The sequence below is a fragment of the Clostridium sp. FP1 genome (assembly GCF_011065975.2).
In the GTDB taxonomy this organism is placed as follows: domain Bacteria; phylum Bacillota; class Clostridia; order Clostridiales; family Clostridiaceae; genus Clostridium_AD; species Clostridium_AD tagluense.
Genome location: NZ_JAAMNJ020000001.1, coordinates 4,558,746 through 4,573,715, shown reverse-complemented (window position 1 = coordinate 4,573,715; position 14,970 = coordinate 4,558,746). Strand labels below are relative to the sequence as shown.

The window sequence follows — 14,970 nt, the reverse complement described above, 5'->3', positions numbered from 1 at the left end:
GAGAAAGTTCATTCTTTCTTTTTTATGTAGATTCGGGGGTAAAACCTTGGGGTACATAACAATTATTAGTTGTTATGTGGTATAGGGACTAATGTGGTTAATGGCAGGTGTTTTTTTGCCAGTTGGCGTTCCTTATATTATTAAAGGAATCAAAGGGAAAATCTAAAGATATAAATGTATCCTAGAGCGTTAAGAGAATACTGCTAAAATTGACTGTAAAATTGCATAGTCAATTTTATTTTTTTTTTTTTTTGCAATAGACCGTACCAAAATTCTTTAGACGCTATCAGAGTGTATATGGTATGGGTAATGTTAGTGGAAATATGTAAGTTGTCCAGGTGTTTTTCAGGGAATTCTCCAAAAGTAATTGTAAAAGAATACTGTTAAAAATTTGAATAATTACATTGATATGATATATAATTAAATAAAGAGGTGTTTTTATGAATTAGTTAATATGAATGGCGATTGGTATAGTTACAATTTAACTATACATAAATTCAAAGTGTATCTTTGGGACATAACTATAATTCATTATGGGAATATTAATAAAGAGGTGATATTTATGATTAAAAAAACACCAGTTATTATATTCTTATTTATTATAATCATGCATTCAATAGTAATTAGTGCTGAAGAATTTAGATATGCAGAAATTTTTGACCCAAAGCAAGATAAGGTCGTAAAAGTAATTCAAGTTAATAGAGAAATTCAAAATATGGTTGTAAGTTGGATAAAGGATGTGGATAATATCTATGGTAAAAGCAACCCTCTTACAGATGATGGTTATGCTATTAGAATTCCACTTTATCCTTCTGTTAAGGTACAAGGGAAATGTATAAATGCACTTGTAAACGAAGTTTATATAATAATACCTGAAAATGAGCCAGCATTTTTTATGATTTTTGAAAATGAAAATAGACTATTATGTTACCCATTTAGAGGCGACATAGATGTATTGTCAAAAATTTTAGACTTCAAATTAGAAGTAAGTAAAGTCTATAGTAAAGAATAATTGCTAGTATATTTTATATATGTTAGGTTTCTCTATGATAAGAATCATAAATTTCTGAAAACAACAAATTTATAGTATATAAGTGCTATAATATAAAATATTACTTCATCATATTTTATCTAGTATTTTTAATGCGGGTTTTAATAGTACTCAAAATAAATGGGAGGATGAATACATTTAAATATTTAGTGAATTATATTATGTCGAAATATAAATATAAAACCAAAATCATAAGTAGTTTAAGGTATACTATATACTCGAATTGAATTTTAGAATATAGAGAGAAGGTAAATAAATGAAAAAAAGAATAGCGCTTATAGTTATGATATTGACAATGGTGAGTTCTCAAATTGCAGCTGCTGATAGTGGAGTAGTGAATACAGACTCATTACGTGTTAGGCAAAATCCCTCACTTTCTTCTTCCATTATAGGTTTTCTTTCAAAGAATACAAAGATAGATACCCTTGGAAAACAGGGTGATTTTTATAAGATAAATTATAATGGGAAAATTGGATACGCACATACATCATACGTAAACATAGTAAAAAATACTTCTCCTACCAAAAGTGTAGTGAGTGTAAAACCGGATTACATAGAAAAATATGGAGTTATAACAGCAAATGTTTTAAATATAAGGTCTGGGGCTGGGACAACCTATCCTGTGATAGGCTCTATTAAGCTTGGAAGTAAAGTTACAATGTATGAAAATACAAATGGTTTTTATAAAATAACTTACTCTGGTAAAACAAGCTATATAAGTGAATTATATGTAAAAGTTGTAAATGAAAATAGTACAAGCAGTGTTACACCAACACCTGTAACAAAAGCTACAGGTGTTGGAACTATTACAGCCTCTGATTTTTTGAGCGTAAGAAAAACAGCTTCATTGGATAGTAATGTTATTGTTATGGGTAAAAAGTATCCTAAGGAAAAAGTAGATATATATGGAACTCAAGGCGAGTTCTATAAAATTAAGTATGATGGTGAATGGGGATATATATATAAATCCTATGTAAGTGTTGTTGATACTACATCAAATAAAGCTGAATATGTTGAAGATGGACAACGATATAGCACAAAAACAACTGGAAATGACTTAGTGTCATATTCAAATACATTTTTGGGAACACCTTATATTTGGGGTGGCGAAGCACCAGCAAATTTCAACGCTGCTGGGGAATATTTAAGTGGTGGATTCGATTGTTCAGGGTTTGTGCAGTATAGCTATAAAAACTTTGGGATAAATCTGCCTAGAACGACTATGGACCAGGTAGATATAGGTGCATCTGTTAATATAAATAATCTTGAAAAGGGAGATTTAGTCTTTTTTATAACTAATTCAGCTGTACCTTCTGAAGTATCTCATGTTGGAATATATATTGGAGATAATAAATTTATACATTGTCCTAAACCTGGTGATGTTGTAAAAATATCTGAATTAACCGGGTATTACGCAGATAACTTTGTAATAGGTAAAAGAATAATAGAATAAGTAAAATTTATATTATTACTATTATTATGGGTACATAACAATTACTAATTGTTTAATTTTAAACTAAAAAGCATATAATATTTAAGGAATAGGGACTTAGGTTCCTATTTCTTTTTATGTAAAATTTGATTTAATGGTTATAGATTGTTAACATTATTGACACCTTAATGCAACAATTATCTACTAGTATTAATGAATAGACGAAGATGTTATTTAAAAAATAATATGGGTTCAGTATTAAATTGAAATTATAATATAGCCTTTAAGGGCGGAAACGAGGAAAAGTTATTATGCAAACTAAAGAAAAAAGTGTATCTAAAAAATCAAAGGGATTTTCTATCTCGATTGTTATGTATATTGTAGCTTCAGTTGTGGCAATGATCGGTGTTGCATTATTAGTCAATAATATTCTCTTATTTAAAAGTACGGTTAGCCAAGCTGTAAATCAAGGGTATGATATTGCTACTGTAAGAAAAGCATTATTGACATCGCAATTGTTACCAGGAATATTTGAACCAATTGGTATATATGGTGGCATCGCATTTCTAATATTAGGTTTGGGTATAGTCAATAAAAAAGTTTCAAATTGCTTAATGTTACTAACTAAAGTTGAGGTTGACGATAATATTAATGCAGAAAACATAGAAATCCAGCAAGAAGTAAAAAAAGCTTAATTGAAATAAATCAAAAAGACTTGCCTCCTTAGTTTAGACTGAGGAGGCAAGCTTTTTTAATTTTTTTGCAAGTCACTTCGGAGAAATTTCACACTTACTATTTAGAGTACTTATTAGTGAATTAGTTGTAGGAGATATTGACATACTAAATACTTATAGTTAAAATGGAGTAGACGAACAAATGTTCAGATAGATGATAGCAATTAATAGTTGTTATCGAATTAAGCGGAATAAAAGGCGGTGATTTTTATGAATGAATTTAAATTGCATTCGAAGTTTAAACCTACTGGAGATCAACCACAGGCTATTGAGAGTCTTGCGGGCGGGGTTGAGGAAGGTAAAAAATTTCAAACTCTTAAAGGGGTAACCGGTTCAGGTAAGACTTTTACCATGGCTAATATTATTGAAAGAGTTCAAAAGCCTACTTTGGTGCTTGCCCATAATAAGGTTTTAGCGGCACAGCTTTGCTCAGAGTTTAGAGAGTTTTTTCCTGACAACTGTGTGGAGTATTTTGTGTCCTACTATGATTATTATCAGCCAGAGGCTTATATCGCACAAACGGATACCTTTATAGAAAAAGATTCATCTATAAATGATGATATTGATAAGTTAAGACATTCGGCTACCTCAGCGCTACTTGAGCGTAATGATGTTATTGTGGTGGCTTCAGTTTCATGTATATATGGACTTGGAAACCCTGAAGAATATAAAAAACTTACAGTTTCACTTCGGGAAGGCATGGAAAAGGATAGAAATGAAGTATTAAGACAATTAGTAGATATACAATATGAGAGAAACGACATTAATTTTATTCGCGGAACCTTTAGAGTGAGAGGGGACACTGTTGATATATTTCCTGCTTCATCCAGCAGCGAAGGAATTAGGGTGGAGTTTTTTGGTGATGAAATAGATAAAATTAGATCATTTGATTCGCTAACAGGAGAAATTATTGGAGCGAGAAAGCATGTATCTATTTTTCCAGCTTCTCATTTTGCGACTTCAAAAGAAAAACTAGAGCCTGCTATAGAACAAATAGAAGAAGAATTAGAGCACAGATTAAAGGTGCTTATATCACAGGATAAATTACTAGAGGCACAAAGACTTAAGCAAAGAACTAACTTTGATATTGAAATGATAAGAGAGGTTGGCTACTGTAGTGGCATAGAGAACTATTCTAGAATTTTAGATGGGAGGCCTGCAGGAACAGCGCCTCAAACCTTGATGCACTATTTCCCAAAGAATTTTTTAATGTTTATAGATGAAAGTCATGTAACCCTTCCTCAGGTTAGGGCTATGTTTGGAGGAGATAAATCAAGAAAGACTAATTTGATTGAGTATGGGTTTAGACTTCCTTCTGCCTATGATAATAGGCCTCTAACATTTGAAGAGTTTGAGGGTACTATGAATCAGACAGTTTTTGTAAGTGCAACTCCAAACGTCTATGAAGCAGAGCATAGCGAGAATACTGCAGAGCAAGTGATAAGACCCACAGGACTATTAGACCCTGAAATAGCTATTAGACCTGTCAAAGGTCAAATAGATGATTTATATGCTAAGATTCAGGACACAATAAAAAAAGGGTTTAGAGTTTTAGTTACAACACTTACAAAAAAGATGTCAGAGGATTTGACTAAATACTTTAGAGAAATGGATATGAAAATTACCTATCTACATTCTGATATTGATACTATAGAAAGAATGAAAATTATTCAAGATCTTAGACTAGGTACATTTGATGTACTAGTAGGTATAAATCTTTTAAGAGAGGGCTTAGATATTCCAGAAGTAGCCCTTGTGGCGATACTCGATGCAGATAAGGAAGGATTTCTGCGTTCTGAAACTTCATTAATTCAAACTATAGGAAGAGCTGCAAGAAATTCAGAGAGTAAAGTAATAATGTATGCGGACAGAATCACAAAGTCTATGAAAAAGGCTATAGATGAAACTAATAGACGTAGAAAACTTCAGATGGATTATAATGAAGAACATGATATTACACCAACTACTATTATTAAAGATATTAGAGAAGTAATCGGAGCTGTTACAGTGGCAGAGGAAGAAGCGGTATATGAAACCCTTGAAGCTGCTATGGAAGCAAATTACGATGAAACTAAAAAGTTAATGGACAGGTATGAAAGTGAAATGAAGCAGGCGGCTAAGGATTTACAATTTGAAAGAGCAGCGCAGCTTCGCGATATAATTTATAAACTTAAAAAACAAATTAAGAATATCTGAGAATTGAAAATTATTAATTATCAATTTCTAACTATTTAGGGGAAATATAAGGAGTGGAATTATGAGGGATAAGATTTTTATAAAGGGTGCTAAGGTTAATAATTTAAAAAATGTAGATTTAGAGATTCCAAGAGATAAATTTGTAGTGTTTACTGGACTTTCGGGATCTGGTAAGTCTTCGCTGGCTTTTGATACATTATATGCAGAAGGGCAGAGAAGGTATGTAGAGTCGCTGTCAGCTTACGCAAGGCAGTTCTTAGGTAATATGGATAAGCCAGATGTTGAATACATAGAGGGACTATCTCCTGCGATTTCTATAGATCAGAAAACAACTAATAGAAATCCGCGTTCTACAGTGGGTACTGTAACTGAAATTTATGATTATTTGAGATTGCTTTATGCTAAGGTTGGAACGCCTCATTGTCCTAAATGCGGCAAGGAGATTTCTCAGCAGACTGTAGATCAGATGGTGGACAGAGTAATGGATATGCCACTAAAAACCAAGCTTTTAATTCTATCGCCCATAATAAGGGGTAAAAAGGGTGAGCATGTTAAGGTATTAGAGAATATTAAAAAGAATGGGTTTGTTCGCGCTAGAATAGATGGCAATATAGTAGAACTTATGGAAGAGGAGATAAAGCTTACAAAGACTAAAAAGCATAGTATAGAGATAGTCATTGATAGAATTTCTGTAAAAGAGGAGATTCGTGGTAGGCTTTCTGAATCCTTAGAGAGTGCTTTAAAATTAGCAGAGGGAACAGCTATCGCTAGCGTCGTAGATGGAGAAGACATGCTTTTCAGTGAACATTTTGCTTGTCCGGATTGTGGTATAAGTCTAGGGGAACTAGCACCTAGGATGTTTTCTTTTAACTCTCCTTTTGGTAAGTGTGATACTTGTGATGGACTTGGTACGCTTATGGAAATTGATGAGGATTTAATTATGCCCGATAAAAGTAAGAGTATTTTGGGTGGGGCTATTTTGTCCTTTGGAGAAGGTAGCCTTAAGGAGGATTCTTGGACTTTTGCAGTATTAAAGGCATTAAGCGAAAAATATAAGTTTAGTTTAGATACGCCTATGGAAGAATATGATCCGGAAATCCTTAAAATACTATTATACGGAACTAATGGAGAACGAATAAAGGTAGAATATGTTAAGGAGTATAGGACAGGTACCTTTAATCATATTTATGAAGGTATTATAAACAATTTAAAAAGGCGATATTTTGAAACCTCTTCTGATTATATAAAAAGAGAAGTTGAACAATATATGGGGGATAATGCATGCCCTAAGTGCAATGGTGCAAGGCTGAGTCCAGAGGCATTAGCTGTAACTGTGGGTGAAAAGAATATATATGAATTCTGCAATATGTCCATTGTAGATGAAGTGAAATTTTTAGGTGAAATTGAATTGTCGGAAAAAAATAAGATGATAGCTAACCAAATTTTCAAAGAAATAAATAATAGACTTAGTTTTCTTAAGAATGTGGGACTTGATTATCTAAATTTAACAAGATCTGCAGGTACCTTGTCTGGTGGAGAGGCACAGAGAATAAGACTAGCTACTCAGATAGGTTCAAGCCTCATGGGAGTTTTATACATTTTAGATGAACCTAGTATTGGACTTCATCAAAGGGATAATGAAAAGCTTATTAAGACATTAAAACAGCTAAGAGATTTAGGGAATACGCTAGTAGTTGTAGAACATGATGAGGACACTATGATGGCAGCAGATTATATTGTAGATATTGGACCAGGAGCTGGGGAACATGGTGGAGAAATTGTGGCGGCAGGAACAATAGACGACATAAAGAACTGCGAAGAGTCAATTACAGGGCAATATTTAAGTGGTAAAAAGAAGATCGAAGCTCCAGATAAAACAAGAGTGCCTAATGGCTCATGCATAAAAATAATTAATGCGAAGCAAAATAACCTTAAGAATGTTAGCGTGGAGTTTCCACTGGGTGTATTTACATGTGTAACGGGTGTTTCCGGATCCGGAAAGAGTACTTTAGTAAATGAAATCCTATATAAAGGTCTTAACAAGAAGCTAAATAATTCTAAAAAAAATGCAGGACTTCATAAAGATATTTTAGGTGTAGAGAATATAGATAAAATTATAGACATAGACCAGGGTCCTATTGGGCGTACTCCAAGATCCAATCCAGCTACTTACACAGGTGTCTTTGACATAATTCGCGAGGTTTTCTCCATGAGCTCAGAATCCAAGGTGCGAGGTTATAAGCCAGGTAGATTTAGTTTTAATGTAAAGGGTGGAAGATGTGAAGCTTGTAAGGGTGATGGGATAATTAAAATAGAAATGCAATTTTTATCTGATGTTTATGTGCCTTGTGAGGTTTGTAAGGGCAAAAGATACAATAGAGAAACCTTAGAGGTTAAGTATAAAGGAAAGAATATTGATGAAATTTTAAATATGACTGTGGAGGAAGCTGTAAAATTCTTTGAAAATATTCCAAGAATACATAGTAAATTTAAAACACTGATAGATGTTGGATTAGGTTACATTAGGCTAGGTCAGCCTTCCACTCAATTATCTGGTGGTGAGGCTCAAAGAATTAAACTGGCATCAGAGTTATCTAAGAGAAGTACAGGTAAGACTTTTTATATTTTAGATGAGCCTACTACAGGACTTCATATTGATGATGTTAGCAAACTTATTAAAATACTTCAAAGATTAGTTGACGCAGGTAACACTGTAGTGGTAATAGAGCATAATTTAGATGTTATAAAGTGCTCAGACTATATTATAGATTTAGGTCCTGAGGGTGGAGACAAGGGTGGTTACATTATGTGTAGCGGAACTCCAAAAGAAATATCTTTAAATGTAAATTCATATACAGGACAATATTTAAAAAAGATGTTATAATTTATTCAAGGCTAGCATATTAATTTAATGCTAGTCTTGGATTATTTTTTAAAGAGGAGAAAGTGACTTATGACTATTATAAGCTCGATTATGAAGTATGCAATTATAGCGGTTATTTACCTTATAATAATATTTGCTTTGAGAATAATGTATAAAGACATAAAAGGTGGTGCAAAGAAGAAACCGGTAATAAAGAAAACTATGGGGCTTGAGGTTATAGAAAGAGGAGAAAACTTTAACTTAAGAGTTGGTGCTGTTATTCCTCTGAATGACGGACTTTCCGTAGGTAGAAAAGCAGATAATCTTTTAATATTAGGTGATAAATACGTGTCTTCTCAGCATGCAAGGATATATAGAAAAAATACAGATTATATTCTGCAGGATTTGGGGAGTACTAATGGTACATTAATGAACAACAAAAAAGTGAAGGATAGGGTTGTTATAAAAAAAGGTGACGAAATTAAAATAGGAACTTCAATTTTTAAGGTTATAGGATAAATCTCAGCACCGAAGGTGATGATTAAAGAGGTGATAATATGGAAAGTATAAAGGAAGAACGGAAACTTCTAAGGTATACTTATCTTTTATGTATAGTTTTATTTGTAAATATGTTCTTTATTGGTAAAAATGGACTTGATAAAGGTGCCTTGATAATGGGTGTAATAATATGTATACTTTTTGCCTATTCTCATTTTATAATAAGAAGATTTTTCCCCGACGGCGATAAATATATTTTACTGTTTTCAAATGTTTTAGCGGTTATAGGCATGGGCATTTTATATAGACTAGATTCGCCTACTGCGCTTAAACAACTTATATGGTATACCGTAGGCATTGCCATATTTATTTTAGTAGTAGTGCTTTTTCCTAGTTTAACTAGTTTTGGAAAGTATAAATGGTTTTACCTGATAGCTACGATTATTCTTATGGCCTTAGGAAGTTTATTTGGGGACGAAGTTTATGGAGCTAAAAACTGGATATCTATTGGTGGCTTTAGTTTTCAACCAACAGAGTTTGGTAAACTATCACTGGTGGCATATTTAGCAGCATCACTACAGCATTACGGTAATGATACTAAACAAAAATCAGATTTTATAAAACTTAAAGCGTTAATTGAGCCTGGAATTGTAGTTATGATTTCACTTGGACTTATGGTGCTTCAAAAGGATTTAGGATCGGCGCTTCTATTTTTTGCTATTTCAGTAACAATGTTATATATTGCTACTTCAAAGTTTAAATACGTACTAGTATGTTTAGTACTTTTCATGGTGGGTGGATTTATAAGCTATAAGCTTTTTGGGCATGTGCGCCTAAGGGTTTTAATTTGGGGAGATCCATGGAAGTATGGGTACGATCAAGGACATCAAGTAGTGCAATCTTTAATTTCTATAGCATCAGGTGGACTTTTTGGAACTGGTATGGGGCTTGGATATCCCACAATGGTTCCAGTAGTTACTTCAGATTTTATATTTGCAGCTATTTGTGAGGAAATGGGACTACTGACTGGGCTTGCTATGCTTATCTTATATTTTTTACTGTTTTATAGATGCATGAGGGTTCCTGTTTACAGCAAGGATAAATTTTCAAGACTACTGGCAGTGGGTTATAGTACAATGATAGCAGCTCAGGTATTAGTTATTGTAGGTGGGGTGGTTGGAGCTATACCATTAACAGGAATAACCTTACCACTGGTTAGTTATGGTGGAAGTTCTATGATAGTAACTTTCTTTTCCTTAGGTATACTTCAAAAAATTTCGGAGGACGGTCAAAGTTATGAATGATATTGTTATTAATATAAAAAAAGTAATGTTGGTATTTTTAATACTTTTTGTTGCTTTAATCTCCTATATAACCTATATTTATATGTTTAATAGTCAAAAGGCAGTGGCCAGTACTTTTAATCATAGATTATGGGCAGAAAGAAATAAAGTGCTTAGGGGAACCATTTACGATAAAGATATGACCCCTTTAACTAAAAGTACGAAAATAAGTGAAGTGTCTCAAAAACAGGAATATTTGCAGGGTGAAGTTTTTGCTCATGCTATAGGGTATATGAATCCTATATATGGACTTGCAGGACTTGAAAAAAAATATGATGCAGAACTTATGGGGTCTGAAGAGACTGTAGCCTCAAAGCTTTTTGACTTTAATAAAAAGGAGGAAGAAAAGGTTGGCAATGGACTGCGAACTACACTTAATTCTAAGCTTCAAAAAAAAGCTTTTAGTCTTTTACAAGGTAAGCGTGGTTCAATAGTGGCTTTGAACCCCAAAACTGGAGAAATTCTGGCCATGGTGTCTATGCCTTCTTATAACCCTAATAATTTAGAGAAAGATTGGAAAGGAATAGTTGCAAATAAGGATATGCCATTGCTTAATAGAGCGGTATCTGGCCTATACCCACCGGGGTCTATATTTAAAACTATTACGGCAATAAGTGCTTTAGAGAACATTCCAAGCGTTTACAATAAGAGATTTGAAGATAATGGTTCATTAGTTTTCAATCAAAGTTCATCACTTAAAAATTATGATGGCGAGGTTTTTGGAAATATAGATTTTAGAACTGCTTATTTACATTCTAGTAATGTGGTTTTTGGGTCATTGGGTATTGAACTTGGAAATAAGGCGCTAAAGGATACCACCGAAAAATTTTATTTTAATAAGGATATTCCAGCATCAGGCTTAACAATAGAGAACAGTAAATTTCCAAGTTACAAAAGCAATGAAAAAGGTAATATAGCACAAAGTGCTATAGGTCAAGCTGAGGTTTTAGCTACGCCTATGGAAATGGCATTAGTTGCAAGCACTGTTGCTAATGATGGCATTATGATGCAGCCAATGTTGGTTAAAGAGATATTGAGTAGTAAGGGCAAATCATTAAAGAAAATAGAGCCTAAAGCATTGGGAGAAAACATGTCAAAGGAAAATGCGAAGATAATGAAAGATTTAATGAAGGATGTAGTGGCTGAAGGCACAGGGAAAAACGCAGCTGTGGATGGCATAACTGTTTGTGGAAAAACAGGCACTGCAGATCATAAAGGTGACTCAAGTAAACAAGTGGGTCCACATTCTTGGTTTATTGGCTTTGCACCATATGAAAATCCTCAAATTGCCATAGCGGTAATTGTAGAAGAGGGTGGAGTAGGTGGCGGAGTTGCTGCTGAGATAACTAGAGAATTAATTAAAGTTTATTTGCAATAAAATTAAAAAATCATACCTTAGTACGTGGGAATACTAATATTATAAAGTCAGATATGGAACCATATCTGACTTTATTTTCATATACTTTATTATTATATATTGCGGCGACCCAGGAGAAGAATTAACTAATGAAGTTAAATGGTAAGGCAAATTCTATAATAGTAGTAAAACAATACGTGTAGCAATTTGTTATAAATTGCCCAGGAAATAGGACTATATAACTATAATTATGACCATATATGGTTGTTTGTGAACATGTGCCACAGAGAAAGACTAGGAGGCATAACAATTGATAATTGTTATGTACCCCAGAGAAGGTTAAGGGGGGTTAATGTGTTTGATTTTGAATATCAACTAAAGATTCTTCCAGAGGCACCAGGAGTATATCTTATGAGAAACCATCTTGGTGAAGTAATATATGTAGGGAAGGCTAAAATATTAAAAAATAGGGTAAGGCAATACTTTCAAAATTCAAAGAATCATTCTGAAAAAGTGAAGGCTATGGTGAAAAATATAACTGAATTTGAATATATAGTGACGGATTCAGAAATGGAAGCACTAATACTCGAGTGTAATCTTATTAAGAAATATAGTCCAAGGTACAATATTTTGCTTAAGGACGATAAACATTATCCTTTTATAAAAATAACCGTAAATGAGGAATTTCCAAGAGTTTTTGTAACCAGAAATATTGCAAATGATGGAGGAAAATATTTTGGACCATATACAGATTCGGCGGCTGTATATACCGTTATTGAACTTATAAAAAAAATATTCCCCCTTAGAACCTGCAAGCGAGTTATTAAAGAAGGACTACCTCATACAAGGCCTTGCTTGAACTATCATATTGGGCTTTGCAAAGCTCCTTGTGCTGGTTATATTAGCAGAGAAGATTATGGCAAATTCATAAAAGGTACAATGGAGCTGCTTACAGGAAAAGATAGAAATATAGTGGATGATCTAAAGGAAGAAATGGGAAGTGCGGCGGAATCTTTGGAATATGAAAAAGCAGCGGGTTTTCGAGATAAAATTTTGGCGGTAGACAAGATAAACGAAAAGCAAAAAATTGTAATAGGTAATTGTGAAAATGAAGATTTCATTAATTTATATGTGGATGAAAAAGATGTCTGTCTTCAGGTGTTTTTCCTTCGGGATGGAAAGATAATAGGTCGGGAACATTTTATTTTAAATGACGAAGCGGGTGAACTAGGAAGTGAACTTATAGAAGGATTTATAAAGAGATTTTACGGAGGCACAGCATTTATTCCTAAAACTATATATGTTCCTTTTATAAATGAGGGAGAGATTCTGGAGCAATGGCTTAGCATGAAAAAAGATTTAAAGGTAACCATTAAGATTCCTCAAAAGGGAGAAAAGAAGAAGACCTTAGAGATGGTAGAAAATAATGCTAAGATAACCCTCCAACAATTCAAATTAAAGGATAGAGAGGATAAGGAAATTCATAAAATTGCATTGCAGGAGCTTGTAGAGCTATTGGAACTTGGCGAAATACCTGAGAGAATTGAATCCTATGACATTTCGAATATAATGGGGGTGGATTCTGTAGGTAGCATGGTAGTTTTTGAAGGTGGAAAACCTAAAAGTAGCGATTATAGAAGGTTTAAAATAAAATCAGTAATAGGAGCTAATGATTATGATAGTATGCGTGAAATCTTAGAGCGGAGATTTAAGCGTGGACTTTATGAAGTGGAAGAAATAAAAGAAAGAAATTTAGAATTAAGTAAAGGTAAGTTTTGCATATTTCCTGATTTAATTCTTATGGATGGTGGAAAAGGACAAGTCAATGTGGCGTTAGAGGTGTTAAACAATCTTAATATCGATATACCTGTATGTGGAATGGTTAAGGATGACAAGCACAAAACTAGAGGACTTATATATAATAATATAGAGATGATTATGAAAAGTAATTCTCAAAGCATGCATTTAATTACTAGAATACAGGACGAGGTGCATAGATTTGCTATTACTTACCACAGAACCTTAAGAGATAAAAGAACTCTATATTCTATATTAGACAATATACCTAATATAGGGGAAAAGAGAAGAAGAGAGCTACTCAAGAAATTTGGTAGCATTGATAATATAAAAAATGCGAGCAATAAGGAATTAATGGAAACACCCTCCATGGATAGTAAAGCGTCGCAATGTGTTTTAGAATACTTTAAAAAACAGTAAATAGTGCCCTAGGAACTAATAATGAATTTAAATTGTTGAAATATCTTGTGAAAAAGGGTAAACTAAAATAGCTATAACTTTCCTAACATGAATTATAATTTATGTTAGGAGAGTATATAAATATATTAATATGTTCAAGGAGAGTATATGAAGCAATATGTAGAATTATTTAAACAATTATATGAAGTAATAGACAAAGCAAACATAATGATAGATGAACCAATGAAAAACCATACTTATTTCAAGGTAGGTGGGCCAGCGGATATCTTAGTAACTCCAGAAGATATTAAAGAAATTCAAGCTATAATAAAAATTTGCAAAGAAAATGGAGTTAAATATTATTTAATAGGCAATGGTTCTAATTTATTAGTAAAAGATGGTGGAATTCGCGGGGTAGTTATAAAATTATCTAAGATTGATAAAATTGAGGTAGAAGGAAATAAAATAAGGGCACAAAGTGGAGCTACATTATACAACGTGGCTGAGGTAGCTTTGGGCAGTGGGCTTAAGGGCATGGAGTTTGCCAGTGGAATTCCAGGCAGCATTGGTGGCGCAGCAGCTATGAATGCAGGAGCCTATGATGGCGAAATGTCTATGGTAATGGAAAGTATGTTAGCAATTGATAATAATGGAGAATTATTAACTTTAACAAAGGGCGAAATGGAACTTGCTTATAGGAGTAGCGCAATTTTTAAATATGGATACACAGTAGTATCAGTTACTCTTAATCTCCAGGTTGGAGATATGAAAGTTATAAAAGCAAGGATGGACACTCTTGCAAAAAGAAGAAGTGATAAGCAACCTTTAGAATACCCATCAGCCGGAAGTACATTTAAAAGGCCAGAAGGCCATTTTGCCGGTAAGCTTATAGAAGATTGTGGGTTGAAAGGTACTTATGTTGGAGGGGCTCAAGTATCTGAGAAGCATTCTGGTTTTATTATTAATAAGAAGAATGCAAGTGCAAAGGATATTTTGGAATTAATCCAGCTTGTTCAGAATCAAGTGAAAGAAAAATTTGGGGTACAACTTCACACCGAAGTAAAAATTTGGGGAGAAGAAAAAGAATCATCTAAACAAGTTTAAATAACCACATTTTAGAAGGATTTTCTTCTGAAATGTGGTTTTAATATAATTAAATAATCATGGGATACACAGTAAGAAAACAAATTTTGGGCTTAAGTTTTTTATAAAGCAGGGATTTTTGATAAGTTACTAAAATGCACAACGGGATAAACTGTTGTGCATTTTTTTTATTCGCATATACCCTGGACATCTCTTT

10 protein-coding genes are annotated in these 14,970 nt (G+C 33.2%); all 10 read left to right on the top strand.

Annotated elements, in window-relative coordinates:
- Positions 1-562 precede the first annotated feature (562 nt).
- The 10 genes from G9F70_RS21670 to murB all read left to right on the top strand — a co-directional run bounded on the left by G9F70_RS21670 (position 563) and on the right by murB (position 14,774).
- Positions 563-1,012 (top strand): hypothetical protein, encoded by a 450-nt coding sequence (locus G9F70_RS21670; protein WP_164944019.1) that lies wholly within the window; start codon positions 563-565, stop codon positions 1,010-1,012.
- Positions 1,013-1,307: 295 nt separating this feature from the next.
- On the top strand, positions 1,308-2,504 hold the full coding sequence (locus tag G9F70_RS21665; RefSeq protein ID WP_164944020.1) for a C40 family peptidase: 1,197 nt from the start codon (positions 1,308-1,310) through the stop codon (positions 2,502-2,504).
- Between the two features lie 290 nt (positions 2,505-2,794).
- Entirely contained in the window at positions 2,795-3,178 is a 384-nt protein-coding gene (locus G9F70_RS21660; protein ID WP_164944021.1) for a hypothetical protein, read from the top strand.
- A 249-nt stretch (positions 3,179-3,427) separates the two neighbouring features.
- On the top strand, positions 3,428-5,413 hold the full coding sequence (gene uvrB / locus G9F70_RS21655; RefSeq protein ID WP_164944022.1) for an excinuclease ABC subunit UvrB: 1,986 nt from the start codon (positions 3,428-3,430) through the stop codon (positions 5,411-5,413).
- A 61-nt stretch (positions 5,414-5,474) separates the two neighbouring features.
- Positions 5,475-8,297: an excinuclease ABC subunit UvrA gene (uvrA, locus tag G9F70_RS21650; protein WP_164944023.1), complete on the top strand. Its 2,823-nt coding sequence runs from the start codon at positions 5,475-5,477 to the stop codon at positions 8,295-8,297.
- A gap of 69 nt (positions 8,298-8,366) precedes the next feature.
- The gene (locus G9F70_RS21645) at positions 8,367-8,795 is read left to right on the top strand and encodes an FHA domain-containing protein (protein WP_164944024.1); all 429 of its coding nucleotides are present in this window, start codon (positions 8,367-8,369) and stop codon (positions 8,793-8,795) included.
- A gap of 38 nt (positions 8,796-8,833) precedes the next feature.
- The gene (locus G9F70_RS21640) at positions 8,834-10,078 is read left to right on the top strand and encodes an FtsW/RodA/SpoVE family cell cycle protein (RefSeq protein WP_164944025.1); all 1,245 of its coding nucleotides are present in this window, start codon (positions 8,834-8,836) and stop codon (positions 10,076-10,078) included.
- The gene (locus tag G9F70_RS21635) at positions 10,071-11,495 is read left to right on the top strand and encodes a peptidoglycan D,D-transpeptidase FtsI family protein (protein WP_164944026.1); all 1,425 of its coding nucleotides are present in this window, start codon (positions 10,071-10,073) and stop codon (positions 11,493-11,495) included. The genes G9F70_RS21640 and G9F70_RS21635 overlap by 8 nt, the downstream gene beginning before the upstream one ends.
- Positions 11,496-11,828: 333 nt before the next feature.
- The gene (gene uvrC, locus G9F70_RS21630) at positions 11,829-13,691 is read left to right on the top strand and encodes an excinuclease ABC subunit UvrC (protein ID WP_164944027.1); all 1,863 of its coding nucleotides are present in this window, start codon (positions 11,829-11,831) and stop codon (positions 13,689-13,691) included.
- A 147-nt stretch (positions 13,692-13,838) separates the two neighbouring features.
- Positions 13,839-14,774 (top strand): UDP-N-acetylmuramate dehydrogenase, encoded by a 936-nt coding sequence (gene murB / locus G9F70_RS21625; RefSeq protein WP_164944028.1) that lies wholly within the window; start codon positions 13,839-13,841, stop codon positions 14,772-14,774.
- Positions 14,775-14,970 lie beyond the last annotated feature (196 nt).